The 26,641-nt window shown below is 72.3% G+C and carries 21 protein-coding genes; 9 read left to right on the top strand and 12 right to left on the bottom strand.

Annotated features, from left to right (window positions below; genetic code table 11):
* Positions 1-22: 22 nt before the first annotated feature.
* The 4 genes from ACZ6I3_RS06510 to ACZ6I3_RS06495 all read right to left on the bottom strand — a co-directional run bounded on the left by ACZ6I3_RS06510 (position 23) and on the right by ACZ6I3_RS06495 (position 4,452).
* Complete coding sequence (locus ACZ6I3_RS06510; RefSeq protein ID WP_469412246.1) at positions 23-868, bottom strand: ABC transporter ATP-binding protein; 846 nt, start codon at positions 866-868, stop codon at positions 23-25.
* 38 nt (positions 869-906) lie between these two features.
* Positions 907-1,968, bottom strand: a complete 1,062-nt coding sequence (locus ACZ6I3_RS06505; protein ID WP_469412244.1) for a FecCD family ABC transporter permease — start codon at positions 1,966-1,968, stop codon at positions 907-909.
* Complete coding sequence (locus ACZ6I3_RS06500) at positions 1,965-3,026, bottom strand: FecCD family ABC transporter permease (RefSeq protein WP_469412243.1); 1,062 nt, start codon at positions 3,024-3,026, stop codon at positions 1,965-1,967. The genes ACZ6I3_RS06505 and ACZ6I3_RS06500 overlap by 4 nt, the downstream gene beginning before the upstream one ends.
* A gap of 82 nt (positions 3,027-3,108) precedes the next feature.
* Positions 3,109-4,452, bottom strand: a complete 1,344-nt coding sequence (locus ACZ6I3_RS06495; protein ID WP_469412241.1) for a lysine N(6)-hydroxylase/L-ornithine N(5)-oxygenase family protein — start codon at positions 4,450-4,452, stop codon at positions 3,109-3,111.
* 246 nt (positions 4,453-4,698) lie between these two features.
* On the opposite strand from ACZ6I3_RS06495, the gene ACZ6I3_RS06490 reads away from it, so the two are divergent.
* Positions 4,699-5,646: a methionyl-tRNA formyltransferase gene (locus ACZ6I3_RS06490; RefSeq protein ID WP_469412239.1), complete on the top strand. Its 948-nt coding sequence runs from the start codon at positions 4,699-4,701 to the stop codon at positions 5,644-5,646.
* A gap of 96 nt (positions 5,647-5,742) precedes the next feature.
* Here the strand turns inward: ACZ6I3_RS06490 and ACZ6I3_RS06485 are convergent, their stop codons facing one another.
* Positions 5,743-6,444: a response regulator gene (locus tag ACZ6I3_RS06485; protein WP_469412237.1), complete on the bottom strand. Its 702-nt coding sequence runs from the start codon at positions 6,442-6,444 to the stop codon at positions 5,743-5,745.
* Entirely contained in the window at positions 6,441-8,069 is a 1,629-nt protein-coding gene (locus ACZ6I3_RS06480) for a sensor histidine kinase (RefSeq protein ID WP_469412235.1), read from the bottom strand. Before ACZ6I3_RS06480 ends, ACZ6I3_RS06485 begins: the two co-directional genes overlap by 4 nt.
* Positions 8,070-8,167: 98 nt before the next feature.
* Between ACZ6I3_RS06480 and ACZ6I3_RS06475 the strand changes: the two genes are divergently transcribed.
* Complete coding sequence (locus tag ACZ6I3_RS06475) at positions 8,168-9,145, top strand: Bug family tripartite tricarboxylate transporter substrate binding protein (protein WP_469412234.1); 978 nt, start codon at positions 8,168-8,170, stop codon at positions 9,143-9,145.
* A 2-nt stretch (positions 9,146-9,147) separates the two neighbouring features.
* On the opposite strand, the gene ACZ6I3_RS06470 is transcribed toward ACZ6I3_RS06475, so the two are convergent.
* Positions 9,148-9,654, bottom strand: coding sequence for a hypothetical protein (locus ACZ6I3_RS06470; RefSeq protein ID WP_469412233.1), 507 nt, complete (start codon positions 9,652-9,654; stop codon positions 9,148-9,150).
* Positions 9,655-9,738: 84 nt separating this feature from the next.
* The gene (locus ACZ6I3_RS06465) at positions 9,739-11,619 is read right to left on the bottom strand and encodes an ABC transporter ATP-binding protein (RefSeq protein ID WP_469412488.1); all 1,881 of its coding nucleotides are present in this window, start codon (positions 11,617-11,619) and stop codon (positions 9,739-9,741) included.
* Positions 11,620-11,844: 225 nt separating this feature from the next.
* Between ACZ6I3_RS06465 and ACZ6I3_RS06460 the strand changes: the two genes are divergently transcribed.
* The 3 genes from ACZ6I3_RS06460 (at position 11,845) to ACZ6I3_RS06450 (ending at position 14,898) form a co-directional block, all read left to right on the top strand.
* On the top strand, positions 11,845-12,828 hold the full coding sequence (locus ACZ6I3_RS06460; RefSeq protein ID WP_469412232.1) for a lysylphosphatidylglycerol synthase transmembrane domain-containing protein: 984 nt from the start codon (positions 11,845-11,847) through the stop codon (positions 12,826-12,828).
* Complete coding sequence (locus tag ACZ6I3_RS06455; RefSeq protein WP_469412486.1) at positions 12,825-13,541, top strand: crotonase/enoyl-CoA hydratase family protein; 717 nt, start codon at positions 12,825-12,827, stop codon at positions 13,539-13,541. The genes ACZ6I3_RS06460 and ACZ6I3_RS06455 overlap by 4 nt, the downstream gene beginning before the upstream one ends.
* A gap of 259 nt (positions 13,542-13,800) precedes the next feature.
* Positions 13,801-14,898 carry a mechanosensitive ion channel family protein gene (locus tag ACZ6I3_RS06450; protein WP_469412231.1) on the top strand — a complete coding sequence of 366 codons (1,098 nt, stop codon included), beginning with the start codon at positions 13,801-13,803 and terminating at the stop codon, positions 14,896-14,898.
* A gap of 3 nt (positions 14,899-14,901) precedes the next feature.
* Here ACZ6I3_RS06450 and ACZ6I3_RS06445 read toward each other — a convergent pair whose 3' ends face one another.
* Entirely contained in the window at positions 14,902-16,443 is a 1,542-nt protein-coding gene (locus ACZ6I3_RS06445; protein ID WP_469412228.1) for a M1 family metallopeptidase, read from the bottom strand.
* A 187-nt stretch (positions 16,444-16,630) separates the two neighbouring features.
* Here ACZ6I3_RS06445 and ACZ6I3_RS06440 point away from each other — a divergent pair, with 187 nt between their 5' ends.
* The 3 genes from ACZ6I3_RS06440 (at position 16,631) to ACZ6I3_RS06430 (ending at position 21,050) form a co-directional block, all read left to right on the top strand.
* Entirely contained in the window at positions 16,631-18,850 is a 2,220-nt protein-coding gene (locus tag ACZ6I3_RS06440) for an NADP-dependent isocitrate dehydrogenase (RefSeq protein ID WP_469412227.1), read from the top strand.
* A gap of 120 nt (positions 18,851-18,970) precedes the next feature.
* Positions 18,971-19,759 (top strand): N-formylglutamate amidohydrolase, encoded by a 789-nt coding sequence (locus ACZ6I3_RS06435; protein WP_469412226.1) that lies wholly within the window; start codon positions 18,971-18,973, stop codon positions 19,757-19,759.
* Positions 19,760-19,826: 67 nt separating this feature from the next.
* A complete protein-coding gene (locus ACZ6I3_RS06430; RefSeq protein WP_469412224.1) occupies positions 19,827-21,050 on the top strand; it encodes a cytochrome P450 in 1,224 nt (407 codons plus the stop codon).
* 269 nt (positions 21,051-21,319) lie between these two features.
* Here ACZ6I3_RS06430 and ACZ6I3_RS06425 read toward each other — a convergent pair whose 3' ends face one another.
* The 3 genes from ACZ6I3_RS06425 to ACZ6I3_RS06415 all read right to left on the bottom strand — a co-directional run bounded on the left by ACZ6I3_RS06425 (position 21,320) and on the right by ACZ6I3_RS06415 (position 23,873).
* Positions 21,320-21,808: a hypothetical protein gene (locus ACZ6I3_RS06425; RefSeq protein ID WP_469412222.1), complete on the bottom strand. Its 489-nt coding sequence runs from the start codon at positions 21,806-21,808 to the stop codon at positions 21,320-21,322.
* Positions 21,805-22,380 (bottom strand): RNA polymerase sigma factor, encoded by a 576-nt coding sequence (locus ACZ6I3_RS06420; protein ID WP_184587888.1) that lies wholly within the window; start codon positions 22,378-22,380, stop codon positions 21,805-21,807. Before ACZ6I3_RS06420 ends, ACZ6I3_RS06425 begins: the two co-directional genes overlap by 4 nt.
* A gap of 62 nt (positions 22,381-22,442) precedes the next feature.
* Positions 22,443-23,873 carry a S8/S53 family peptidase gene (locus tag ACZ6I3_RS06415; RefSeq protein WP_469412221.1) on the bottom strand — a complete coding sequence of 477 codons (1,431 nt, stop codon included), beginning with the start codon at positions 23,871-23,873 and terminating at the stop codon, positions 22,443-22,445.
* Between the two features lie 189 nt (positions 23,874-24,062).
* On the opposite strand from ACZ6I3_RS06415, the gene ACZ6I3_RS06410 reads away from it, so the two are divergent.
* Positions 24,063-26,630: a CHAT domain-containing protein gene (locus ACZ6I3_RS06410; protein WP_469412484.1), complete on the top strand. Its 2,568-nt coding sequence runs from the start codon at positions 24,063-24,065 to the stop codon at positions 26,628-26,630.
* Positions 26,631-26,641: the final 11 nt, after the last annotated feature.

Below are 26,641 nucleotides of genomic sequence, written 5' to 3'. Positions count from 1 at the left end.
TAGCCTTACTTCTCCGCCTTTATCAGGATGTGTCCAACTGGACGTGTGTGCGACCGATCGGGACGATGAGCGGCCGGTCCCCCACCGGGTCGTCGATGACCTGGGCGCGCAGCCCGAACGCCTCGTGCAGCAGCTCGGCGGTGATCACGTCGCGCGGGTGGCCCTGAGCCAGGATCGACCCGTCCTTCATGACCACGAGGTTGTCGCTGTAGCGCGTGGCCAGGTTGAGGTCGTGCAGCACCATCACGACGGTGCAGCCCGACTCGTGCAGGTCGTCCACCAGGTCCAGGACGTCGATCGCGTGCGCCAGGTCCAGATAGGTCGTCGGCTCGTCCAGCAGCAGCAGATCGGTGCCCTGAGCCAGCGTCATCGAGATCCAGACGCGCTGGCGCTGCCCGCCGGACAGCGCGTCGACCGGGCGGTCCGCCAGATCGGACACGCCCGTCATGGCCAGTGCCCGCTCCACCACCTCGGCGTCGTCCGAGGACCACTGCCGCAGCCAGCTCTGGTGCGGATGGCGGCCCCTGGCGACCAGGTCGGCCACCGTCAGCCCCTCGGGCGCGACCGGCGCCTGCGGCAGCAGGCCGAGCTTCCTGGCCACGTCCCGGGTCCGGAGCCGGCCGATGTCCTCGCCGTCCAGGACGACGGTTCCCCCGGTCGGCTTGAGCAGCCGCGACAGCGTCTTCAACAGGGTCGACTTGCCGCAGCCGTTGGGGCCGATGATCGTGGTGACCACCCCTGGCGGTATCGCCACGTCGAGTTCGTCGATGACGGTTCGGGCGCCGTACCCGACCGTGACGCCTTTGGCTGCCAGCCTGGAGGCGCCGTCGACCCCGGTCTTGGGCTGAGTGATGGACTGAGCGGCCACAAGCCCCCCTTACTTAGGTATGCCTGACTCTTGTACACCTATCTGAGGTTGGCCCGCACCAGCAGATAGACCAGGAAGGGGCCGCCGACGGCGGCGGTGACCACGCCCACCGGGAGCGAGACAGGCAGCGCCGTGCGCGCGAGCAGGTCCGAGGCGATCAGCAGCAACGCGCCCACGAGACCGGAGGCCGCCATCGGCGGTGTCGGGCACCGCGCCAGCCGCATCGCCACCTGCGGCGCCACCAGCGCGACGAACGGCACCGGGCCCGCCGCGCTGACGGCGAATCCGGCCAGCAGGACGGCACACAGCAGCAGGACGGCCCGGACCGCCGCGTACCGCACGCCCAGGCCGGCGGCGACCTCGTCGCCGAAGTGCATCGGCTTGAACTGGAAGGCCACGCCCGTGACGACGACCAGCAGGGCGAGCGTGCCCCACAGCGCCACCCAGACCTCGTCCCACGACCGGTCGTCCAGGGAGCCGACGAGCCAGGCCTGGGCCTGGGCCACGTCCCTGATGTCGGCCGTGACCAGCAGCCAGGTCGTGATGGCCTCCATCACGGCGCTCACCGAGATGCCGATGAGGATGAGCCGGAAGCCGTCGACCCCGCGCCGCCAGGCGAGGAAGTACACCAGCAGCCCCGTGCCGAGGCCGCCCGCGAGCGCCGCCGCCGACAGGCCCACGGAGTTGACGACAGCCGCGGCGGCCCCGCCCGTCGCTGTCACCAGGGACACAGCGACCGCGCTGGCGCCCGAGGTGATGCCCAGAACGTCCGGGCTGGCCAGGGGGTTTCGCGCGATGGACTGCGTGATCGCCCCGGACACCCCCAGCGCGATCCCCACGACGAGCCCGGCCAGGGCCCGCGGCATCCGCAGGTCCATGATGACGAACTGGTCGACCTGCTCGCCCCTCCCGAGGAGCGTGGCGATCACCTGCGGCAGCGCGATGGGGAAGTCCCCGACGCCGATGGACACGCAGAACACCAGGAACGTGGCCGCGGCCAGCAGCAGCGTGACGCACACGAGCCAGGGCCGCCAGACGAACGACACCCGGCCGAGCCGCACCCCCGGCGGCAGCGACGACTTCACATCTGTCACGTTCACGCGCTCCTGAACTTTCCGCGCCACACGAGCACCGCGAAGAAGGGGGCGCCGAGGAGCGCCACGACGACACCCGCGTCCAACTCGCCCGGCCGCACCACCAGTCGCCCGATGATGTCGCAGACCAGCAGCACGACCGCGCCGAGCAGACCGGCGTACGGCACCAGCCAGCGGTAGTCGGGGCCGGTCAGATAGCGGGCCACGTGGGCCACCATCAGGCCGAGGAACGCGATGGGTCCGCAGGCGGCCGTCGCCGCGCCCGCCAGCAGTGTGATGGCGGTGATGCCGACGGTGCGGCTGAGCGCGATGTTCACGCCCAGCCCCCGCGCCACGTCGTCCCCCAGGTTGAGCAGGTTGAGGGAGGGCAGCATGACCAGGGCCAGCACCAGCCCGACGGCGATGAAGGCGGTCACCGGCCAGATGACGTCGAACCCGACTCCGGCCAGGGAACCCGCGTTCCAGAACCGCAGCGCGTTCAGCGACGCCTGGTTCGACAGCGCGACCGCCGTGGTCATCGCCATGAGGAACACGGTGACGCCCTGCCCGGCCAGCGCCAGCGTCAACGGGTTGCCGGCCCCACGGCCGACGCTCGCCAGTCCGAACACCACGACCCCGGCGACCGCCGCCCCCAGAAAGGCGAACCAGACGTACTGGAACGGGTTGGACAGCCCGAACACGGCGATCACCGACACGACGGCGAACGAGGCACCGGTGTTCACCCCCAGCAGGCCCGTGTCCGCGATGGGGTTGCGGGTGTACCCCTGGATCAGCGCGCCGCCGACCCCCAGGGCGATCCCGGCCACGATCCCGAGCACCGTCCGTGGCACCCGTACGGTCTCCACGATGAGCCGGATCTCGGTGAGCCGCTGGTCGGACGTCGGGGCGCCGAAGAGCCCGTGCCAGACCTCGCCGGGAGTCAGTGCCCTCGCGCCGACGGCCAGCGACAGCACCGCGGCGACCACGAGAGCCGCCACGAGGATGCCCAGACCCAGGACCCGCCGCCGACGGGCCTTCGATGTGCCCCTGGGCGCGGGGCGCTCAACCACAGCAGTCGTGCCCATGTGGACGTACGTTATCCCTTGTGCTGTCTGCGAGTTGATCCAGGATCGTGCAGTTCGCCCATGCCCTGAAGGGGCCCGGCGCTCAGCGGGCCGTGCTGCCCGTACCGTCGGCGAGCGTGCGGGCCGTGTCGGCCCCCCGGCCGAGCAGCGAGTCCAGAATCTCGCCCACCCTTATCGCCGTGTTGGACAGCAGGGACGACGTGATGCCGTGCGTGTGCTCCGTACCGCCCTGGAGATAGATGCCGCAGCGCAGCCCCGGGTCGGTCGCGATGCGCCAGTCGCGCTCGACGCGGACCCGGCCCTCGTCGTCCCTCAGGCAGGCGTCGGCGACCTCGCCGAGGAGCCCGGTCGGGTCGGCCTGGCTGTAGCCGGTGGCGAGGACCACGACGTCCGCGTCCAGGCCGGTCTCCTCGCCGGTGACGAGGGACGTCACGGTGGCCCGGGCGCCGGCCTGCGTCTCCTTGACGCCGGTGAGCCGGGAGACGTTGAGGAAGCGCAGGCGCTCGGTGCCCAGGACCTTCTCCCGGTACGACTGCCGGTAGAGGTCGTCGATGAGGTCGATGTCCACCACGGAGTAGTTGGTGTTGCCGTGGTAGTCCATCAGCCGGCGCTTGACGTCCTCGGGCGCCGAGAAGTACTCGTCGACCGCCTGGGGGTCGAAGATCCGGTTGGCGAAGGCACTGTCGTCGGCGGGGCTGTAGCCGTAGCGGGAGAAGACCGCGCAGACCTCGGCCTCGGGGAAGCGCCGGTGCAGGTAGGCGACGTTCTCGGCGGCGCTCTGTCCGGCGCCCACGACGACGAACCGGGAGGGTGAGGTGCCCTCCAGCTCGTCGACCTTCGCCAGCAGTTCGGAGTTGTGCCAGACGCGGTCGCCGCGCTCCACGCCCTCGGGCATGAGGGGGCGCAGGCCGGTGCCGATGACGAGGTTGCGCGCCCGGTGGACCTCGAGCCCCTCGCCCGACCGGACGGTCACGTCGAGGTACTCCACGACGCCGTCACGGGTCACGGGCGCGACGCCGACGACCTCGTGGCCGTAGGAGACCATGTCGTCGACCTGGGCCGCGGCCCACTCGAAGTAGTCGTGGAACTCCACGCGCAGCGGGAAGAGGTTCTTGTGGTTGATGAAGTCGATCAGCCGGCCCTTGCTCTGCAGGTAGCAGAGGAAGCTGTACTCGCTCGACGGGTTGCGCAGCGTCACCAGGTCCTTGAGGAAGGAGACCTGCATGGTGGCGTCGTCGATGAGCATGCCGCGGTGCCAGCCGAAGCGGGGCTGCTGCTCGAAGAAGTGAGCGGTGACTGCCTCCTGCCTGCCGACGCGCGCGTTGTGCTCGCGAAGCGCGATAGCCATGGCCACATTGGACGGTCCGAAGCCGATGCCAATGAGGTCGTGGACCGGTTGTGCGTCACCAGGAAGAACCTGCGACATGTCACTCCCATCGTGCGGGGCAGCCGCGTGTCAGGTGTGGAGGGAACGAGAGGCGGGCATGCCAACGGAGCGGCATGCCACGGAACTTAGGTGAGCCTAAGCTAAACCGGCGAAGGTGTCGACAGGACAAAACGGACGCCCACCGGACGGGGCTCCGCAACTGGGGCAACATGGACCCCCGTTGCGGACTAAGGTAAGCCTTGCTTTACTTACCTCGGCCAAACCCTTGCTCTGAGGAGGAACCCCATGCGGGTCGTCATGTTCGGTTACCAGACCTGGGGGCATCGCACCCTGCAAGCCCTCCTGGAGTCCGAGCACGACGTCGTGCTGGTCGTGACGCACCCCAAGAGCGAGCACGCGTACGAGAAAATCTGGAGCGACTCGGTCGCCGATCTCGCCGAGGAGCACGGCGTACCCGTGCTGATCCGCAACCGCCCGGACGACGACGAGCTGTTCGAGCGCCTCAAGGAGGCCGACGCGGACATCCTCGTCGCCAACAACTGGCGGACGTGGATCCCTCCGCGCATCTTCGACCTCCCGCGCCACGGCACACTGAACGTGCACGACTCGCTGCTGCCGAAGTACGCCGGCTTCTCCCCGCTGATCTGGGCCCTCATCAACGGCGAGCCCGAGGTCGGCGTCACGGCGCACATGATGAACGACGAGCTCGACGCCGGCGACATCGTCCGGCAGGAGGCGGTACCGGTCGGTCCGACGGACACCGCCACCGACCTCTTCCACAAGACCGTCGACCTCATCGCCCCGGTCACCATCGGCGCGCTCGGCCTCATCGCCTCCGGCCAGACCGAGTTCACCAAGCAGGACCGCTCCCAGGCGTCCTTCTTCCACAAGCGCGCCGACGAGGACAGCCGCATCGACTGGACGTGGCCGGCGGCGGACCTGGAGCGTCTGGTCCGCGCCCAGTCCGAGCCGTACCCCAGCGCCTACACCTTCCACCGCGGCAAGCGGCTCGAGGTCCTGGCCGCCTTCGTCTCCGAGGGCCGCTACGGCGGCACTCCGGGCCGGATCTTCTACCGCGAGGGCGACGGCGTGGTGATCGTCGCCGGCGCCGACGCCCGCACCGGCCGCAACCAGGGCCTCGCCATCACCCGCGTACGCACCGAGGACGGCCGGGAACTGCCCGCCGCCGAGTACTTCACCTCCATGGGCGGCTACCTCACCAACCGCCCCTGACGTGTCGGCCCCGGTACGGTCCCGGGGCCGGCCGCACATCGCCGCCGCTCGGACTCGCGTCCGGGCGGCGGCGATCGCGTGCTCGCAGGGAGCGGATCACGCCCGCCAGGAGTAGCCCCGTTCCGGCCTGCCGGCGGCGCCGTAGCGCAGGGACACGTCCGCGCTGCCCGTGCTGTGGAAGTACTCCAGGTAGCGGCGGGCGCTCACGCGGGAGATGCCGGTCAGGGCCGCGCACTCGGTCGCGGACAGGGTGCCGTCCGTGGCGCGCAGGGCTCGTTCGACCAGTTCGGCGGTCTCCACGCTCATGCCCTTGGGCAGGGTGGGGGCGGGGGCGGGGACGATCGCGCCGGCCAGGACGCGGTCCACGTCGGCCTGGCCCCGTACGACCGTCGTCAGCAGGCGGCCCCGCTGTGCGGCGTAGCGCTCCAGGCGGGGGCGCAGGTCCTCGAAGTCGAAGGGTTTGAGGAGGTAGTCGACGACACCCCGGCGGACGGCGCCGCGGACCGTGTCGGCCTCCTGCGCGGCGCTGATGACCATGACGTCGCAGTCGTGTCCGGCGGTGCGCAGCCGGGGGATGACGTCGAGGCCGAAGAGGTCGGGGAGGTACAGGTCGAGGAGGACGAGGTCGGGGCGCAGTTCGTCCACGGCCTCGATGGCCTGCCGGCCGGTGTGGGCCACGCCGACGACGCGGAAGGGCCGGACGCGTTCCACGAAGGTGCGGTGGACGCGGGCCACCATGAAGTCGTCGTCGACCACGAGGACGTCGATCGTGCCCGTCTCGCGGGGCGTTCCGGTCATGGGGCCGCTCCTTCCGCCGGTGTGCCGGTGAGCCGGCCGACGGTCATGCGTGCGGTGAACACCGCTCCGTCGGGGGTGTTGGACACCGAGATCTCGCCCCCGTGCCGTTCGCAGACCAGCTTGGTCAGGGCCAGTCCGATGCCGCGCTCGCCCTCGCGGGCGGCCTTGGTGGTGAAGCCGTGGGAGAACACCTCGCGGGCCAGTTCGGGAGCCACGCCGGGGCCGGAGTCGCGTACCACGATCTCCACGCTGGAGGCGTCCTGGCGCAGCGCCACCTCGACCCACCGCTGTCCGTCGGGCGCGGCGGCGTCGACGGCGTTGTCGACCAGGTTGCCCACCACGGTCGCGACGTCGGCGGCGTCCTCCGGGGCCAGCCGTTCCAGCGCCGTGTCGTCGGAGATCCGCAGGCTGACCTTCCGTTCGGCCGCGTGGGACGCCTTCGCCGTCAGCAGCGCGGCCACCGCCGTGTCCCGGACGCGGCGGCTGAGGGTGACGTCCAGGGACTGGCGGCGCTGGTTCAACGCGCGGATGTAGCGCACGACCTCGTCCTGCTCCCCGATCTGGATCAGCCCGGAGATGGTGTGCAGCTGGTTGGCGAACTCGTGAGCCTGCGCGCGCAGCAGTTCCGAGGAGCTGCGGAAGGATCCGATCTCCCGTTCCAGCCGGGCCAGTTCGGTGCGGTCGCGCAGGGTGGTGACGGAGCCGAGGAGCCGGCCGTCCTTGGTGACGGTCATCCGGTTCATCACCAGGACCCGGCCACGGCGTACGACGACCTCGTCCCGCTTGTCGGCGGTGGTTCCGGCCAGCACGTCGCGCAGCCGTCCGTCGATGCCCAGGCCGTCCAGGCTCTGGCCCACGCAGTCCTCGGGCAGATCGAGCAGGCGGCGGCCCATGTCGTTGACGAGGGTGAGCCGGTGCTGCGGGTCCAGGGCGATCACGCCCTCGGCGATCCCGTAGAGCATCGCCTCCCGGTGCTCGGCGAGCCCGGCGATCTCCCGTGGTTCCAGCCCGAGGGTCTGCCGTTTCACGCGCCGCGCGAGCAGCCAGGAGCCGGCCACGCCGAGCCCGCTGGCGATGCCCAGATAGGCGAGCAGGTAGGAGGAGGCTCCGCTGAGCCGCTGCCACACCGTCGGATCGGCCTCGCCGATCATCACCGTGCCGAGGATCCGGCCGAGGTTCGCCTCGGTCGCCCCGAGGACGGGGACCTGGGCGGCCAGCTGGCGGTTGCCGTCCAGGGTCAGCTGTCCCGACCAGCCCCGCTCCCGGGTGGTGCCCGGCCCGAGCGGCAGCCGCTCGCCGACGACCGTGGGGTTGGTGGAACTGACGATCCGGCCACCGGCGTCGGCCACCGTCACCGAGGTCACCCCGGACTGCGCCTGCGTGGAGTGCACCAGCGGGGCGAGCGTCTCCCCCGGCGCGGGACGCACCAGCTGGCTGCGCACCAGCGGGTTGGCGGCGAGCTGTTCGGCCAGCGCGCTCACCCGGCGTCCCTCGACGCGGGTGAAGGTGGCCTGCGACTGGGCGAGGGAGACCGCGGCGACCGCCAGCAGCACCACCACGACGATGGCGAGCTGGAGCACCAGCATCTCGCCCGCGAGCGAATGGCGACGGAAGGTGGCGACCACAACGAACTCAATCTTCTCTGCCGACACAAGGGGGAGCGGCTCATGTGCCGAGTCGGACAATCATGACGCCCACCAGTGGAAATCGAAGGGGAGGTGTCATGAGAGGCCCGGCGCGCGCCTTTCTCGGCGCCTTCGCCGTCCTGGCGCTGCTGGTGGTCTGCGGGTGCGGGGCGTGGCCGGGCGGCGACACCGCGAACCTGCGGCTCATGGTGCCCAACACCCCCGGTGGCGGCTACGACACCACGGCCCGTACCGCGGCCCGGGTGCTGGAGGAGACCGGGATCGCGCCGGACGTACAGGTGTTCAACCTGCCGGGTGCCGGCGGCACGGTGGGTCTGCGGCGCGTAGTCGACGAGAAGGGCAACGGCGAACTCGCGCTGCAGATGGGGCTCGGAGTGGTGGGCGCGTCACACGCGGCGGGCTCGGCGGTGTCCGTCACCGACACCACCCCGATCGCCCGCCTGATCGAGGAGGCCGGCGCGGTCGTCGTCCGCGAGGAGTCGCCGTACCGCACGATCGGTGCCCTGGTGGACGCCTGGCGCGCGGACCCCGGGCGCCTCAGGGTGGGCGGCGGCTCCTCCGCCGGCGGCCCCGATCATCTGCTGCCGATGGAGCTGGCCCAGGCGGTCGGCATCGACCCGCGGAAGGTCGGCTACGTCCCGTACGACGGCGGCGGCGATCTGCTGCCCGCGCTGCTCGACGGCCGGGTCGACGTCGCCACCAGCGGGTTCGGCGAGTTCCTGGACCAGATACGCGGCGGCCGGCTGCGGGTCCTCGCCGTCACCGGTGAGCGGCCGGTCGGTGTCCTGCCCGGTGTCCCGACCCTGAGGTCCTCCGGGATCGACCTGGTCTTCAACAACTGGCGGGGCGTCGTGGCCCCGCCCGGCATCAGCGACACCGAGCGGCGGCGCTGGGTCGACGCGCTGACCGAGCTGCACGGCTCCCGCCGGTGGCGGGCCGAACTCCGGCGGCACGGCTGGACCGACGTGTTCGCCACCGGCCGCGCCTTCGAGACCTTCCTCGCCCGGCAGGACGCGGAGGTCGCCGGCCTCGTCCGCCGTCTGGTACCGGAGTGACGTCAGGAGGGGTTCGCGGAGGGGCCGATGCCCTGCATCTCCCGGACGGTGCCGCCGAGTTTGGCGCGCAGGTGCTCGTACATGCCGGGCTTGGCGCTGACCACCCAGCGCATGCCGACGAGGTACTTGCCCCCGTACACGCTGGCCGCCTCCAGCCAGGTCTCCTTCAGTTTCTCCTCGGGGAAGGTGGTGATGAGGAAGTCCCCCTTCTTCGTGTGGCACACGCCCTCGCGCAGCTCGTCCGCCTCGGTGCGGATCTTCGCCTTGCAGCCGGCCAGCCCGGCGATGACCTCGACCTTCGCCGGGGCGACGACACCGGCGGCGGGAGCGGCCGCCCCGCTGGGCGTCGCCGCCTTGTCGCTGCCGGCCGGCTTCTTGTCGTCACCGCCGCCGCAGGCGGTGACCAGGGGAAGCACGACCAGGGCGCCCACCGCGGCGGCGGCACGCAGGCGGTGAGCGCGGGACGGGGTCCGGCGGTTGGTTGGTGCGTGCGGTTGCTGCTGGGACACGTCGCCTCTCCGGATGCGCGCTGTTCTGCCCTGGTGGGCAGGCGGGAGTACTCGGAAGAGGTACGGACGCGCGCCCGGAGCCGTTCACACGGTTTCGGCGACCGTGCGCTCCGGCTCGCTGAACTGGGTGCGGTACAGCTCCGCGTACCGTGCGCCCGCCGCCAGCAGTTCCTCGTGCGTGCCCCGTTCCACGATCCGGCCGGCCTCGACGACGAGGATCTGGTCGGCCGACCGGACCGTGGACAGCCGGTGGGCGATCACGACCGCCGTCCTGCCGTCGAGGGCTTCGGTGAGTGCCTCCTGCACGGCGGCCTCGGAGGTGTTGTCGAGGTGGGCGGTGGCCTCGTCGAGGATGACGACGCGCTGCCGGGCCAGCAGCAGCCGGGCGATGGTCATGCGCTGGCGTTCGCCGCCGGAGAGCCGGTAGCCGCGTTCGCCGACGACGGTGTCGAGGCCGTCGGGCAGGGACCGTACGAGGTCGTCGAGTCGGGCCCGGCGCAGGGCGTCCCACACCTCCTCCTCCGTCGCCGCGGGGCGGGCCAGCAGGAGGTTGGCGCGGACGGTGTCGTGGAAGAGGTGCCCGTCCTGGGTGACCATGCCGAGGGTCTCCCGCAGGGCCCGGGCGCTCAGGTCGCGGACGTCGACGCCGCCGACGCGTACGGCGCCCTCGTCGGCGTCGTACAGGCGGGGCAGGAGTTGCGCGACGGTCGACTTGCCGGCGCCGGAGGATCCGACGAGCGCCACGGTCTGGCCCGGTTCGGCACGGAAGGAGATGCCGTGCAGGACCTCGTCGCCGCCCCGCCGGTCCAGGGTCGCGACCTCCTCAAGGGAGGCCAGGGAGACCTTGTCGGCGGCGGGGTAGCCGAAGCGGACCTTCTCGAACTCGACCGCCACGGGCCCGTCGGGCACGCCGCGCGCGTCCGGCTTCTCCTCGATGAGCGGCCTGAGGTCGAGCACTTCGAAGACCCGCTCGAAGCTGACCAGTGCGCTCATCACCTCGACCCGGGCCCCGGCCAGCGCGGTCAGGGGGGCGTACAGCCGGGTCAGGAGCAGTGCCAGTGAGACGACCGCGCCCGGTTCCAGGGCGCCGCGCAGGGCGAACCAGCCGCCGAGGCCGTAGACCAGGGCCAGGGCGAGGGCGGAGACCAGGGTGAGGGCGGTGATGAAGGCGGCCTGGGCCGTGGCCGTCCGGATTCCGATGTCCGCGACGCGGCGGGCGCGTTCGGCGAACTCCTCCGATTCCTCCTCGGGCCTTCCGAAGAGCTTGACCAGGGTGGCGCCGGGTGCGGAGAAGCGCTCGGTCATGCGGGTGCCCATCGCCGCGTTCAGCGTCGCCGCCTCCCGCTGCATCCGGGCCATACGGCTGCCCATGCGCCGCGCCGGCAGCACGAACACCGGCAGCAGCACCAGCGCCAGCAGGGTGATCTGCCAGGACAGGGTCAGCATCACGGCGAGGGTGAGCACGAGCGTGACGAGGTTGCTGACCACGCCCGACAGGGTGTTGCTGAAGGCGCGCTGGGCACCGATGACGTCGTTGTTGAGCCGGGAGACGAGAGCGCCCGTACGAGTGCGTGTGAAGAACGCGACCGGCATCCGCTGCACATGGTCGAAGACGGCGGTCCGCAGATCGAGGATGAGGTGCTCGCCGAGCGTCGCCGACAGCCTCCGGCCGAGGATGCCGAGCGCCGCCTCGGCCACCGCGATCAACGCGATGAGCAGGGCCAGGCGTACGACGGTGCCCTCGTCGCCGGACGAGACGATCACGTCCACGACCCTCCCGGCCAGGACGGGGGTCGCCACGGCGAGCAGGGCGGTCCCCACGCCGAGCAGGACGAAGAGGGCGATGCGGCGCCGGTGCGGGCGGGCGAACGCGCCGATGCGGCGCAGGGTCGCCAGGGCGAAGGGGCGGCTTTCCTGCTCGGCGTGCATGACGCTCTGCAGCTGTGTCCACGCTGTGGTCTCCATGCTCATGGCACGAAACGTAGAACCTCAAGCATTCTTGAGGTCAAGGCGCTCGCGCATCTCCCCCGACATCCCGCACAATCAGCCCGATCCTCCTCTTCCCGTCCCCCGCCCGCTCCCCGCGCGAAGGCCCCGATGACGATCTCCTCCGAGCCGCTCCCCGCACGTAAGCCGCAGTCCCCGCTTCCGCAACCCGCCGTTGGCACGCCATGGGAAGCCTCTGCGGATGTGACAGCGGTACAACTCCCCGATATCCGCCCGGGACGACTCCCCCGTCGCGTCCCGGTCCGCCGCCTGCGGCAGATCCTGTGTCTGCTTCCGCTCCTGCTCGTCACCGTGGTCGCGGTGCGGCACCGGTCGGTGCTGGCCGACGGCTTCGCGCACCTGGGCACCGCCGAGTGGCCATGGCTGCTGGCCGCGGTGGGCGCGACCTGTATGACCTGGGTCGCCGCCGCCTGCACCCGGCAGGGCGCGGTCGTCGAGCCGCTGCCCAAGCGGCGGCTCCTCGCGACCCAGTTCGCGGCGGGCGCGGCCAACCACCTGCTGCCGACCGGCCTCGGCGCGAGCGCGGTCAATCTGCGGTTCATGACGGTGTGCGGGCTGCCGCTCGCCCGCTCCTCGGCCGCCCTCGCGCTGTATCTGCTGGCGGAGAGCATCGGCCGGGTGGCCCTGCTGGGGGCCCTGTTCCTCGCGTTCCCTGACGCGCTGCGGCTGAGCACCCTCGTTCCGGAGACGGCGTTCGGCCCGCTGCTGGCCGGCGTCGGCGTGGTGCTCGTGGTCGCGGCGGCGGTGGTCGCCCTCGTCCAGCGGGTCCGCTCCGCCCTGGTCTCCTTCCTGCGTACGGCACTCGGTGAGGCGCGCTCGGTGCACACCCGCCCGGCCCGGGCCCTGGCCCTGTGGGGCGGCTCCTTCGCCTTCCCCGCGCTGCAGGCCTCCGTGCTGGTGCTGGTGGGGCAGTCGCTCGGGCTGGACGTGCCGCCCGCGCACATGGCGGTGGCCTACCTGGCGGCCACGGTCGCCGTCGCCCTGGTGCCCACCCCGGGCGGGATCGGCTCGGTGGAGGCGGCTCTGGTCGTGGCGCTGGTCGCGGCGGGCGGCCCGGCCGCGGTGGCCACGGCCGTGGTCCTGGCCTTCCGGGTCATCACCGTCTGGCTGCCGCTGCTGCCGGGCGCGGTGACACTGGGTGCGCTGGTGCGGCTGAAGGTGATCTGACCCCGGAGGCACGCAACGCCGTGGACGGCCCGACCGCCGCCGAACTCGCCGCCGCCTTCCGGGAGTTCGAGGCGGACGAGGAGGCCAGGGTGGCGGTGCTGTGGGGCGAGGGCGGCACCTTCTGCGCGGGCGCCGACCTCAAGGCGCTGGGCACCGACCGCGGCAACCGGGCCGAGCCGGACGGCGACGGGCCGATGGGGCCGACCCGGATGCGGCTGTCCAAGCCGGTGATCGCCGCGGTCGCGGGGCACGCCGTGGCCGGGGGTCTGGAACTGGCTCTCTGGTGCGACCTGCGAGTCGCCGAGGAGGACGCCGTGTTCGGCGTGTTCTGCCGCCGCTGGGGCGTGCCGCTGATCGACGGCGGCACCGTACGGCTCCCCCGGCTGATCGGCACCGGCCGCGCCCTCGACCTGATCCTCACGGGACGGCCCGTCCCGGCCGCCGAGGCCCACGACATCGGGCTCGTCAACCGTGTCGTCCCGCCCGGCCGCGCCCGCGCCGAGGCCGAGGAACTGGCCGCCGCGATCGCCGGGTTCCCGCAGGCGTGCCTGCGCGCCGACCGCGCCTCCGTCCTCGACCAGGAGGGCCTGGACGAGCCGGCCGCGCTGGGCACCGAGTTCCGGCACGGCGCGGGCGTGCTGGCCGAGAGCGTCGAGGGCGCCGCCCGCTTCGCCTCCGGCGCGGGCCGGCACGGGTCGTTCACGGACCTGTGAACGAGACGACTGCGAGCCGGGCGGATCCGGCGCGCGCGACGGCGCGTCATGTGCAGTAACTCACCCCCCGCTCACCCCCGTCTCCGGTACGAAACCCCTTACGGGATGCGGCAGGATGAACGATTGCGCCGACCCCGGGTCAGGGTGGTCGGGCGCGATCGGACTTCCCCCGAGAACGAGCAGGTGACTACGTGACGAGACTTCACATCCGGCCGTCGACGACGGCGTTCGCGGCGGTTCCTCGCCCCGGAGGTGACCGGTGAACCGGGCGCTCACGGTGGACGACCTGGTCTTCGCGGGCATCGCCCTGGCCTCGGGCCTGCTGGCGGCGTTCGCGCTGCGCATCCTGCTGCGCTGGCTGGGCGGGCACGCCGACCGCACCCGCTGGAGCGGGGACGACGTCATCGTGCACGCGCTGCGGGCCGTGGTGCCGTGGGCCGCGGTCGTGGGCGGCGTGGCGGGCGCGGCGGCGGTGCTGCCGCTGACCCGGACGGTGCAGCACCACACCAACCAGGTGCTGACCGTGCTGCTCATCTTCGTCGCGACGGTGTCGGCGGCCCGGGTGGTGGCCGGCCTGGTGCGCACCCTCACCCAGTCCCGTTCCGGTGTCGCGGGATCGGCCACGATCTTCGTCAACATCACCCGGATCCTGGTCCTCGCGATCGGCTTCCTGGTGGTGCTCCAGACGCTGGGCATCTCCATAGCCCCGATGCTCACGGCCCTGGGCGTCGGCGGTCTGGCGGTCGCGCTGGCGCTTCAGGACACGCTCGCCAACCTCTTCGCGGGCATCCACATCCTCGCCTCCAAGACCGTCCAGCCGGGTGACTACATCAAGCTCAGCAGCGGCGAGGAGGGCTACGTCGAGGACATCAACTGGCGGCAGACGACGATCCGCAACCTGTCCAACAACCTCATCGTGCTCCCCAACGGCCAGCTCGCACAGGCGAACATGACCAACTTCATGCGCCCCGAGGAGCAGCTGACCATCCTGGTGCAGGTCGGGGTGGCCTACGACAGCGATCTGGAGCACGTGGAGCGCGTGACCAACGAGGTCATCGCCGAGACGATGACCGAGGTCGACGGCGCCGTGCCGGACCACGAGCCCATCATCCGGTTCCACACCTTCGGCGACTCCCGCATCGGCTTCACCGTCATCCTGGGCGTCGGCGAGTTCAGCGACCAGTACCGGATCAAGCACGAGTTCATCAAGCGCCTGCACAAGCGCTACCGCGCGGAGGGCATCCGCATCCCCGCCCCGGCCCGCACGGTGGCGCTCCAGCAGGGCGCGACCGTCATCCCGCAGCAGCGGACCGGCGCGTTCGAGCCGGGCGACATGACGTCCGCCCGGCTCGACTAGGTCCTACAGGGTCGCCGAGTTGTCGTGATGCCCGCTGTCCCTCCGGTTCCGCGGAGCCGCGAGGGACGGCTTCACCGGCGTCACGGTCCAGTCCGGGTGGCCCGGCATCCTGGGTGTCTTCGTCCCGTACAGCCAGTCCCGCAGGAAGCCCGTGAGGTCCTGTCCGGAGACCTCGGAGGCGACCGCGATGTAGTCCTCCGTGGAAGCGCTGGAGTCGCGGTACCGCTCCAGGAACGCGCACTCGACGGCGCTGAAGGCCGCCTCGCCGATCTGCTGCCGCAGCGCGTACAGGACGAGGACGCCGCCGACGTAGCGCTGGCTGTCGAAGAGGTTGGCCGCGTTGGGGGCGGCGACCGGCCCGGAGGTGTGGCGCCACTGGTCACCGAGGGCGTACGTGTCCTTCATCCGGGCTTCCATGGTGGTCAGGCCCTTGGAGTCCGGCCAGCCGCGCTCGTAGCGGTACAGCAGCCCGTAGAAGTCGGCGTGTCCCTCGTTCAGCCACAGGTCGGCCCAGGTGGCGGGGCTGACGCTGTTGCCGAAGTAGGAGTGGACCAGCTCGTGCATCATGTGCGAGCCGATCTTGCTCTCCTCCTGGAGGAGGTAGTTCGGCTTGTAGAGCGTGAGGGTCTGCGTCTCCAGGCCGGTGAAGTCGAAGGCCTGGGGGTCGTCCGAGTTGCACGGGAGCAGGCCGTACGTCTCGAAGGGGTACGCGCCGAGCCGCTGCTCGACCCATTCCACCAGGGCCGGGGTGAGCGCCAGGGCGGGTTCCAGGGCGGCGGCGCGGGCGGTGGGGACGACGTCCCGCAGAGGCAGGCCGTGCGGGCCCTGCCGGTCCTTGATCACATAGTCGCCGACGGTGATCTGCACCACCTCGGTGGCGATCGGCGAGCGGGAGCGGTACGTGTACGCCGTCCGGTCGCCGGTCAGCTGCTCGGTGCGCACGAGCCGGCCGCTCGCGACGCCCCGCAGTGCCCCGGGCACGGTCAGGCGGAAGGTGAAATCGGCCTTGTCGGAGGGGTGGTCGTTGCAGGGGAAGACGGTGTGCGCGGAGTTGGGCTGGCAGCACACCGCGAAACCGTCCGGGGTGGCGACCCAGCCGGTGTGCGGCAGGACCCGGCCCGGGTCGGCGGAGTAGTCCACGCACACGGTGACCCGGGCTTTCGCCGGGAGCGTACGCGCGGGGGTGATCCGCAGCTTTTCGGCCACCTGCTCGAAGCCGGCGGTGCGGCCGCCGACGCGGACGGAGCGTATGTCCAGGCCGAGCGCGTCGAGGGAGAGGCGGCTCAGGGGCTGGGTGGTGCGGATCGTCAGGGTCGCGGTGGCCTCGACGAGCCGGGTCGTGGCGTCGTACGCGAAGTCGAGGTGGTAGGCCGAGACGCGGTAGCCGTCGTTGCCGAGGTCGGGGTAGACAGGGTCGCCGAGGGTCTCGGGACCGGGGTCGGCCTCGGTCCTGGCGGCCGCCTGGGCCGGGACCACCGTGGTCAGAGCCGCCGCCGTGCCGATCAGGGCGGCCGCGGGGGCCGTCACTCTGGTGCGATATCTCATGGTCCGCTTTCGCTCGGGCGGCCGGGTGGTCAGGTCCGGCCGTGGCTTGGAGTGAGTGATCTCTCTCCATGACAAAGGAACGGGCCGATCGGTTGCGCCAAACTGGCGGCGGACCCCTGTCGATGATCGATCGCTCACGAGATATCTTGATGTCGAGCAATGTTGCAGACGTGGAGCGGAGCACCCGGTGACTGACTCGACCATCATCTATACGCACACTGACGAGGCCCCCGCACTGGCGACGTATTCCTTCCTGCCGGTGGTCCGGGCGTACGCCGCGCAGGCGGGTGTCGCCGTGGAGACCCGCGACATCTCGCTGGCCGGGCGCATCATCGCCGTGTTCCCGGAGTACCTGACCGAGGACCAGCGCATCCCGGACGCCCTCGCGGAGCTCGGCGAGCTGGCCAAGACGCCCGCCGCCAACATCATCAAGCTGCCGAACATCTCGGCGTCCATCCCGCAGCTCAAGGCCGCGATCGCCGAGCTGCAGGGCCAGGGCTACGCGCTGCCGGACTACCCGGACGACCCGAAGACCGACGAGGAGCGCGAGATCGGCGCCCGCTACGACAAGGTCAAGGGCTCCGCCGTGAACCCGGTCCTGCGTGAGGGCAACTCCGACCGGCGCGCCCCCGCCTCGGTGAAGAACTACGCCAAGTCGCACCCGCACCGCATGGGCGCCTGGACCTCCGAGTCCAAGACGAACGTGGCGACCATGGGCCAGAACGACTTCCGCTCCACCGAGAAGTCCGTGGTGATCTCCGAGGACGGCGCGCTGCGCATCGAGCTCGTCGGCGACGACGGCTCCACCACGGTGCTGCGCGAGTCCGTACCCGTCTTCGCCGGTGAGGTCGTCGACGCCTCCGTGATGCGGGTCGCCGCGCTGCGTGAGTTCCTGACCGCGCAGGTCGCCGAGGCCAAGGCCCAGGGCGTGCTGTTCTCGGTGCACCTGAAGGCGACGATGATGAAGGTCTCCGACCCGATCGTCTTCGGCCACGTGGTGCGCGCCTTCTTCCCGAAGACCTTCGCGCAGTACGGCGACAAGCTCGCCGCGGCCGGCCTGACCCCGAACGACGGTCTGGGCGGCATCTACAAGGGCCTGGAGGGCCTGCCCGAGGGTGCCGAGATCAAGGCTTCCTTCGACGCCGAGCTCGCCGAGGGCCCGGAGCTGGCGATGGTCGACTCCGACAAGGGCATCTCGAACCTGCACGTGCCGTCGGACGTCATCATCGACGCGTCCATGCCGGCGATGATCCGCACCTCGGGCCACATGTGGGGCCCGGACGGCGGGGAGCACGACGCCCTCGCGGTCATCCCGGACTCCTCCTACGCGGGTGTCTACCAGGCCGTGATCGAGGACTGCCGGGCCAACGGCGCCTTCGACCCGTCCGTCATGGGCACCGTGCCCAACGTCGGTCTGATGGCGCAGAAGGCCGAGGAGTACGGCAGCCACGACAAGACCTTCGAGATCCCCACCACGGGCACGGTCCGGCTGGTCGACCAGAACGGCACCGCGGTGATCGAGCAGACGGTCTCGGCCGGTGACATCTTCCGCGCCTGCCAGACCAAGGACGCGCCGATCAAGGACTGGGTGAAGCTGGCCGTCACGCGCGCCCGCGCCACCGGTGACCCGGCGGTGTTCTGGCTGGACGAGACCCGTGCGCACGACGCCAACCTGATCGCCAAGGTCGACGCGTACCTCGCGGAGCACGACACCGAGGGCCTGGACATCCGGATCCTCAACCCGGTCGAGGCCACGAAGCTGTCGGTGGAGCGCATCCGCCGCGGCGAGAACACCATCTCGGTGACGGGCAACGTCCTGCGTGACTACCTCACCGACCTGTTCCCGATCCTGGAGCTGGGCACCAGCGCCAAGATGCTGTCGGTCGTCCCGCTGATGGCGGGCGGCGGCCTCTTCGAGACGGGCGCCGGCGGCTCCGCCCCGAAGCACGTCCAGCAGCTGGTCCGGGAGAACTACCTGCGCTGGGACAGCCTGGGTGAGTTCTTCGCCCTGGTGCCGTCCCTGGAGCAGCTGGCGAAGGTCACGGGCAACGCCCGCGCCCAGGTCCTGGCCGACACGCTCGACCGCGCCACGGCGACCTTCCTCAACGAGGACAAGTCCCCGACCCGGCGCGTCGGCGGCATCGACAACCGCGGCAGCCACTTCTTCCTGTCCCTGTACTGGGCGCAGGAGCTGGCCAAGCAGACCGACGACGCGGACCTGGCGAAGGCCTTCGCCCCGCTCGCCGAGACGCTCGCGGCCGACGAGCAGAAGATCGTCGACGAGCTGATCGCCGCCCAGGGCAAGCCGGTCGAGATCGGCGGCTACTACCAGCCCGACCCGGCGAAGGCGGCCGAGGCCATGCGCCCGTCCACCACGTGGAACGAGACCCTGGCGTCCCTGGCCTGACGCCCGGGCCCGCAGAGGTCCACTGACTCCGCCCCGACCGGCACCGTCCGGCCGGGGCGGAGTTCTGCGTGGGCGGGACGATCCGCCGCACGCCCCCGACAACGCCCCTGGAGCCGCCCGATGACCGATGCCCCGCACTCCTTCGAGCTGCCGGCCGGCGCCGGCGACTCCCCCGTGATCCTGCATGTGCCGCACTCCGCACGGGAGATACCCGATGACGTGCGCACGGGCATCGTGCTCGGTGACGAGGAGCTGGAGCGGGAGCTGGACCACATCACCGACGCGCACACGGCGGAGATCGCCGAGGTGGCGGCCGGGCTCGCGGGGGTGATGCCCTGGCGGTTCGTCAACCGGCTGTCGCGGCTGGTCGTCGACCCGGAGCGGTTTCCGGACGAGCGGGAGGAGATGCGGGCCGTCGGTATGGGGGCGGTGTACACGCGAACGACGCACGGCGGTGTGCTGCGGCCCGAGGGCTTCGATCCCGAGCCGCTCGTCGAGCGGTACTTCCGGCCGTACGCGCGGGCGATGACACAGGCCGTGGCGGACCGGCTGGCGGCGACCGGGCGGGCCGTGATCATCGACGTGCACTCCTACCCGAGCCGGAGGCTGCCGTACGAACTGCACGGGGACGGCCCTCGGCCGGCGGTCTGCCTCGGCACCGACCCGTTCCACACCCCTCCCGGCCTGCTGGACGCCGCCCGGGAGGCGTTCGGGGAGACAGGGCTCGACAGCCCGTTCAGCGGGGCCTACGTCCCCCTGGAGTTCTACGGGAAGCGGCCCGAGGTAGGCGCGCTCATGGTGGAGATCCGCCGCGACACCTACATGACCGAGCCGGGCGGTCCCGCCGGGGCTGGGCTGGAGCGGCTTGCACACGCGCTGGCCACTCTCGTCGACGCCGTGTCCCGCTGAACGCCGGAGGTCACCGGCTGGAGCACTCCCGCGCGACAAGCGTCCGGGGCCCGGCGAGGGTGGGTGCATGACGGAGGAGACCACCACGCTGACCGGCCAGGAGCCGCCCCCGGTACGGGACTGGCCCGCCCTCGACCTGGACGGGACGGACTTCGACCCGGTCCTCGCGGAGCTGATGCGCGAGGGGCCGCTGGCCCGGATCCGGCTGCCGTTCGGCGAGGGATGGGCATGGCTGGCCACCCGCCACGACGACGTGAAGCTGATCACCAACGATCCTCGGTTCAGCCGTGCGGAGGTGACCGGACGTCAGGTGACGCGGATGGCACCGCACTTCAAGCCGCGGCCCGGTTCGCTCGCCTTCGCCGACCAGCCCGACCACAACCGGCTGCGCAAGGCGGTCGCCGGGGCCTTCACCGTCAGCGCGATGAAGCGGCTGCGGCCGCGCGCGCAGGAGCTGCTCGACGAACTGGTGGACGGAGTCGTACGGGACGGGCCGCCGGCCGAGCTGATCGAGCGGGTGCTCGAACCGTTCCCGATCGCCCTGGTCAGCGAGGTGATGGGCGTGCCCGCCGCCGACCGGGAACGGGTGCACACCTGGACCCGGCAGATCATCTCCACCTCGGGCGGGGCCGAGGCCGCCGACCGGGCCAAGAGCGGTCTGTACGGATGGATCACGGAGACGATCCGCTCCCGGGCGGACAGCGCCGGCGAGGACGTGTACTCCCTGCTGGGCGCCGCCGTGGCGCGTGGCGACATCGGCGAGACGGAGGCGATCGGCCTCGCCGGTCCACTCCAGATCGGCGGCGAGGCCGTCACCCACAACTGCGGGCAGATGCTGTATCTCCTGCTCACCCGGCCCGAGTTGCGGCGGTGGTGGCACGAGCGGCCCGAGGCCCGCGACGCCCTGCTGGACGAGCTGCTGCGCTTCATCCCCCACCGCAGCTCCGTGGGCCTGGCGCGGATCGCCCTGGAGGACGTCGACCTGCGTGGACACCGCATCCACGCGGGCGACCCGGTCTACGTCTCCTACCTCGCGGCCAACCGCGACCCGGACGTCTTCCCCGAGCCGGACCGGATCGACCCCGGCCGCGCCCCGAACCCGCACCTGGCCCTCGGCAACGGCCCGCACCACTGCACCGGCGCCGTCCTGGCCCGCCTCCAGACGGAACTCCTGCTCGACACCCTGCTGAACCGGCTCCCGGACCTGCGACTCGCGGTCCCCGCCGACCAGGTCGAGTGGCGGCGCAGAACGATGATCCGGGGGCCGCGGACCCTGCCCTGCACGTGGTGACCGGGCACGCCGACCACCGGCGCCTCGAGGCACCCTGCAGTGCGGCCCTCCAGTGGCCGGCACGCCCGGCGGCCGGTGACCTGAACCCCCGGTCCCGGCTCGGCTTCTGAGGCGATCGGCCGCCCGCCACCATCACGCTCCGGTCGGGCCGCGGCCACAGCTCGCGGCTCGGCGCCGCTCGACCGGATATCCGGCGCAGCCGGGCCCCCCAGCGCCGTTCCCCAAGCACGCCCCGGCGATCACGCCCAGGCACGTCCGCAACGGAGTGGCTAGGCCCGCAGCCACTCCGTCACCACGACGTCCCCGCCGGTCCGCAGCCGGAGCGCGAACGGGCCGGAGAGTGGTGTGTCGCCGGTGAAGCGGCCCAGGTCGTCGGCCGTGAGCGGGGAGCCGGGGCGGGGGCCGCCCAGGACCTCGATGCGGGCCGGTTGCGGTGGCAGCACCTGTCCGAGGAGTCCGTGTGGGGTCACCTCGACGTCGACGGTCACCTCGCCCGCCCGGAAGGTCAGCATCCGGGGCGCGTCGGTGACGCCCCGGACCGGGAGGGCGTCGACCAGCGAGTCGAAGGTCAGCTCGGCGACCCGGGCGTCGAGGTCGTGCAGCGCGTAGGCGTCGACGGCGAGCTGCTGGAGCTCCGCCGGCACCGGGTCCAGGACGGCGGCGGCCTGCCGCAACTCCTCCTCCAGCAGCCCGGCGTCGAACTCCTCGTCCGTCCAGTCCTCTTCGCCGATCAGGTCGTCGTCGTTCATGTCGCTCATATCGCCCCCCGTGCCTCGAGCCGGGCCCGCAGACGCCGCAGACAGCGCTGGCGCAGCGGCCCGATGCTGCCCACCGCGATGCCGAGCGCGGCGGAGACGTCCTGATAGCTGGGCGGCGGCGTGGCCATCAGCACGCGCAGCAACTGCCTGCACCGCTCGCCCAGTTCCTCGAACTCCTGCCACAGCCGCCGTACGCGTTCGCTCTGGGCGGCGGCCTCCTCGGAGTCGAGCAGCGACTGTTCCGGCGTGCCCTCCTCGCTGACCCGGTCCAGGAGCCGCGGATCGTCCGTCAGGGTCAGCCGCTGCGAACTCCGGATGACCTTCAGGCACTCGTTGCGCGCCGTGCTCGCCAGCCACGCGCCCGCCTTGCCGGGTTCACGGATCCGCCCGAGGTGCTGGGCGAAGCGGAACCACGCGGTCTGGTACACCTCATGGGCGTCCGCGTCGGAGAGCCGGTGGGCCCGCACCACGGACCACACCAGCGGGCTCAGCCCCTCCACGAGCGCTTTCCAGGCCGCCGCGTCGCCGTCGGCGGCGGCCTGGACGAGCGCGCCGGCATCAGTACGGTCCACGGCAGCCCCACCCCTCGAGTACGGCAGGTCATGGTACGCCGTGGAGGGGGCGGCTTCGGCCCTCACGAGCCGGGGACCAGGCGCACGACCGGGACCGGGCGCCAGGTGGGCGGACGCAGCGCGGGAACGTGCGCCCCGCGCACTTCGGCGAGCCCGGAGTTGGCGGCGAGCAGCTGCTGCCGGGCCGCGCGCGGGTCGGTCTCCTTGTGCTCCGTCATATGGGCGGCGACCATGCCCGCGGTCACGGGGGTGGCGAAGGAGGTGCCGCTCCACTGCGCGTACCCCTCGAACATCACCTGGTCCGGCTTCGCGGCGGCGTTCTCGTCGCTCAGCACCCCGGTGTGGCGGGGGTGCCGGCAGGTGCACCCATAGCGGAAGCCGTAGCGGCAGGCGTCGTACGTGGAGTGCTGGTACACGTACGGGACGGGTGTCTCGAAGCCGGTGAGGGCGCTGGTGAGGCGCTCGCCGGGGGCGTAGACCCGCACCCAGGGGCCGTGGTTGGTGAAGCAGGCGCCGAACTCGCCGTCGCTGCGCAGGGCGCCGACGGACAGGACGGAGTCCTCCCAGCCGGGCAGGTCGGCGTAGGCGGCGGGCCAGAAGGGGGAGGCGCTGCCGTTGTTGCCCGCCGCGGCGACCAGCAGGGTGCGCTGCTCGCGCAGTTCCCGCATGAAGTTCTCCACGCCGAGCAGGCCGTCGGTGCGGCCGTTGGAGGTTCCGGCGGAGAGGCTGAGGACGTCGGGCCAGCCGCCCGCGTCGACCGCTTCGAAGAGCTTCTCGCCGAACTCGGACTCCAGGACGGCGCCCGCGTCGTTGAGGCTGCCGCGCACGGTGATGTCGGTGTTGGGCGCGACGGCGGCGACGAGCCCGGCGATGAACGTGCCGTGTCCGACGTACTGCTGGAGGACGCCCTGGTCGTCGCACTCCTGGATCTGGGCGTCGCCGCCGGTGTGGGAGAGCAGGCCGCAGGAGCGGTAGTCCTTCATCAGCCCGGTGTCGACGACGAGGAGGCCGACGGCGGTGTCCGGGTCGTACGCCGTGTCGGCGGGCGCCGGGTTGAGTGGCTCGCTGAGCGCGACGGGGACCGGTTCGTCGCCGGGGCAGGCGTTGACGGCGATGTGCACGACGTGGTTGCGGGCGGCCATCCGGTGCCCGGCCCGGTCCTCCCGTTCGCGCACGGAGCGCAGCGCCTGGGCGACGGCGCGGTCCGCTTCCCGGCCGCCCTCACCGGGGTCGCCGACGCGGATCCGGGTGATGCCGCTGCGGTTGGTCCGCGGGCCCGCCCGGTGGATCTGGTCCTGGTCGAGGTCGGGTGCGGCCGTGAAGTGCGCCCGTACGGCGTCCTCGACGATGCCGGCCTCCTCACCGTCACGGACGAGGACGACGCCCTTCTCGTACATGAACTCGGCCGAGTCGTCGGGTCCCATCGCGAGGGGGACGTCCGGCATCGAGCGCTGGATCTGGTCGAACTGCTCGTGGAATCGCTGAGGTGCCATGGCGGGTCCTCCCACTGGGCGACGGCGTCGGTCGGTGCGGCGGAGCGGTCGTCGGTACGCGCCGATCCTCCTCGACATGAGCCACCGGACCGTCATTTGATACAGCGCCGAACCTGTGGGGTGTGGTCGGGGGCCACTACCATCCGAGGAGTGACAGCGGGAAGCGACTCGGTGGCGGCACTGCTGCCGATGGTGTTCGCCGATCCGGGCGAGGCTCTCGCGAGGGCTCGTGCGCTGCTCGACGCCGATCCCGACCCGGTGCACGCCTCCGTCGCCCATCAGGTGATCGGTATCTGGCAGCGGGACTTCGGCGATCTGCGGCTCGCGCTGAACCATCTGCGGCGGGCCCGGGACTTCGCGGCGCGCGCGGACTCGGCCGACCGGGAGGCGGATGTGCTGGCCACGCTGGGCGTGGCGCTGGTGCACGCCGGGCGTACCCGGGAGGGCTTGGCGGCGTTCGAGCGGGGGGTCGCGCGGGGCGGTGGGCACACGCGGGCGCGGGTGCTGTACCGGCGGGCGTACGTGTGGTGGGTGCTCGGCCGGCATCGCGAGGCGCTGGAGGACGTACGCCGGGCGGTTCCCGTGCTGCGGCAGGCGGAGGACGTGATCTGGACGGCGCGGGCGCTGACCCTGCGGGCGACCGTGCATCTGGCGCTGGGGTCGGTGGAGCGGGCCGAGGCGGACTTCACCGCGGCCGAGGCGCTGTGGGACACGACCGGCCAGGAGCACGACAAGGCCGACGCGGTGGAGAGCCGTGGGCTCGCCGCGTTCCGGTCCGGTGACGTGCCGGTGGCGCTGCGGCTGCTGGATGAGGCGGAGGAGCGGTACGCCCGGCTCGGCACGCCGACGTTCATGCTGAACATCCGGCGCTGCGAGGTGCTGATGGCGGCCGGGCTGGCGCCCGAGGCGCTGGCCGAGGCGGACGCGGCGATCAGGCGGCTCGACGGGATCGGCGGGCAGTCCACGCGCAAGGCGGAGCTGCTGCTGGCCGCCGCGCGGGCCGCCCGGCTGGCCGGGGATCCGCACACCGCGATCGCCCGTGCCGCACTCGCGGTACGGCTCTTCGCCGGGCAGCGGCGCACCTGGTGGGAGACGCACGCCCGGCTGGTGCTGATCGAGGCACGGCACGCGGCGGGGCGCGGTTCGGGCCGGCTGGTCGCCGACGCCGCCGCGGTGGCGGAGAAGCTGGCCTCGTTCGGCGCGCCGGCCGCGCCGGAGGCCTCGCTGCTCGCGGGGCGGATGGCGCTGGGCCTGGGCTGGACGGCGGACGCGGAGCGGCATCTGGCCGTCGCCGCCCGCAGCAGGCGCGTCGGTCCGCCGCTGGCGCGGATGACGGGCTGGGCGGCGCAGGCGCTGCGGGCACGGTCCGCCGGGTCGGCCCGGGGGGTGCTGGAGGCCTGCCGGCGGGGTCTGGACGTGCTGGACGACCACCGGATGACGCTGGGCGCCTCGGAGCTGAGGGCGCGCGCCACCGAGCAGGGCGCGGAGCTGGCCGCGCTCGCCCAGCGGGCCAGTCTGGTCTCGGGCGGGCCCCGGCGGCTGCTGGTGTGGAGCGAGCGCTGGCGGGCCACCGTGCTGTCCACGCCGCCGACCCGGCCGCCCGCCGATCCGGAACTGCTCAGCGGTATGACCGCGTTCCGCGAGATCGCCTCCCGTGCGGAGGCCGCCCGGATGGAGGGGCGGCCGGTGGTGGCGCTGGAGCGTGAACAGCGGCGCCTGGAGCGGGAGATCCGGTCCCGGACCCTGCACATGCGGGGCGAGGCGCCCGGGGGCGGGGACCGCTTCGATGTCGGCAGGCTGCTGGAGCGGCTGGGCGACGAGGTACGGCTGGTGGAGCTCGCCGTGCTCGACGGGCGGGTGCAGGTGCTGCTGTGCGGGCAGGGGCGGGTGCGCAGGTTCGAGGCCGGGCTGCTGTCCGAGGCGGAGACGGAGGCCGAGCACGTACAGGCCGGGCTGCGGCGGCTGGCCCATCCCGGGGCCGAGGCGCGTCTTCCGGTGGTGGAGGCGGCGGGGCGCCGGCTGGAGGAGCTGCTGCTCGGCCCGGCGGCGGCACAGCTGGGCGGCGGCCCGGTGGTGGTCGTGCCGCCGGGGCGGCTGCACCGGGTGCCGTGGGCGCTGCTGCCGTCGCTGCGGGAGCGGGTGCTCAGCGTGTCGCCGTCGGCGGGCAGTTGGCTGCGGGCCAGGGAGACCGCGCCGCCGCCGGACGGCTGCCATGTGCTGGTGCGCGGCCCGGGCCTGGCGACCGGCGGCGCCGAGGTGCCCGAACTGGCCGGGCGGTACGGCTGCGCGACGGTCCTGGAGGACGGCGAGGCGCGCGTGCCGCGGGTGCTGGAGGAGCTGGACGGGGCCGCGCTGGCCCATATCGCCGCGCACGGCACGTTCCGCGCGGACAGCCCGCTGTTCTCGTCCCTGCGGATGGCCGACGGGCCGATCGTGGTGCACGACTTCGAGCGGCTGGACCGCAGCCCGTACCGGATCATCCTGTCCTGCTGCGACACTGCCCGCCTCGCGTCCGTCGGCGCCGACGAACTGCTCGGCCTGGTCACCGCGTTGCTGCCGCTGGGCACGGCCGGGGTGGTGGCGTGCAGCGCGCCCGTCAACGACGCCGCGGTGGTGCCGCTGATGCTGGCACTGCACAAGGGCCTCGACGCCGGCCTGTCCCTGGCGGAGGCGCTGCGCGACGCCCGGTCGGCGCTGCCGGGCGACGCGCTGCACCAGGCCACGGGGTGGGCGTTCTCGGCGTTCGGGGCGGCCTGAGGGGCGGGCTC

The sequence above is a fragment of the Streptomyces sp. NPDC041940 genome, from assembly GCF_055589465.1.
This window is presented reverse-complemented; position numbering and strand designations above follow the sequence as displayed.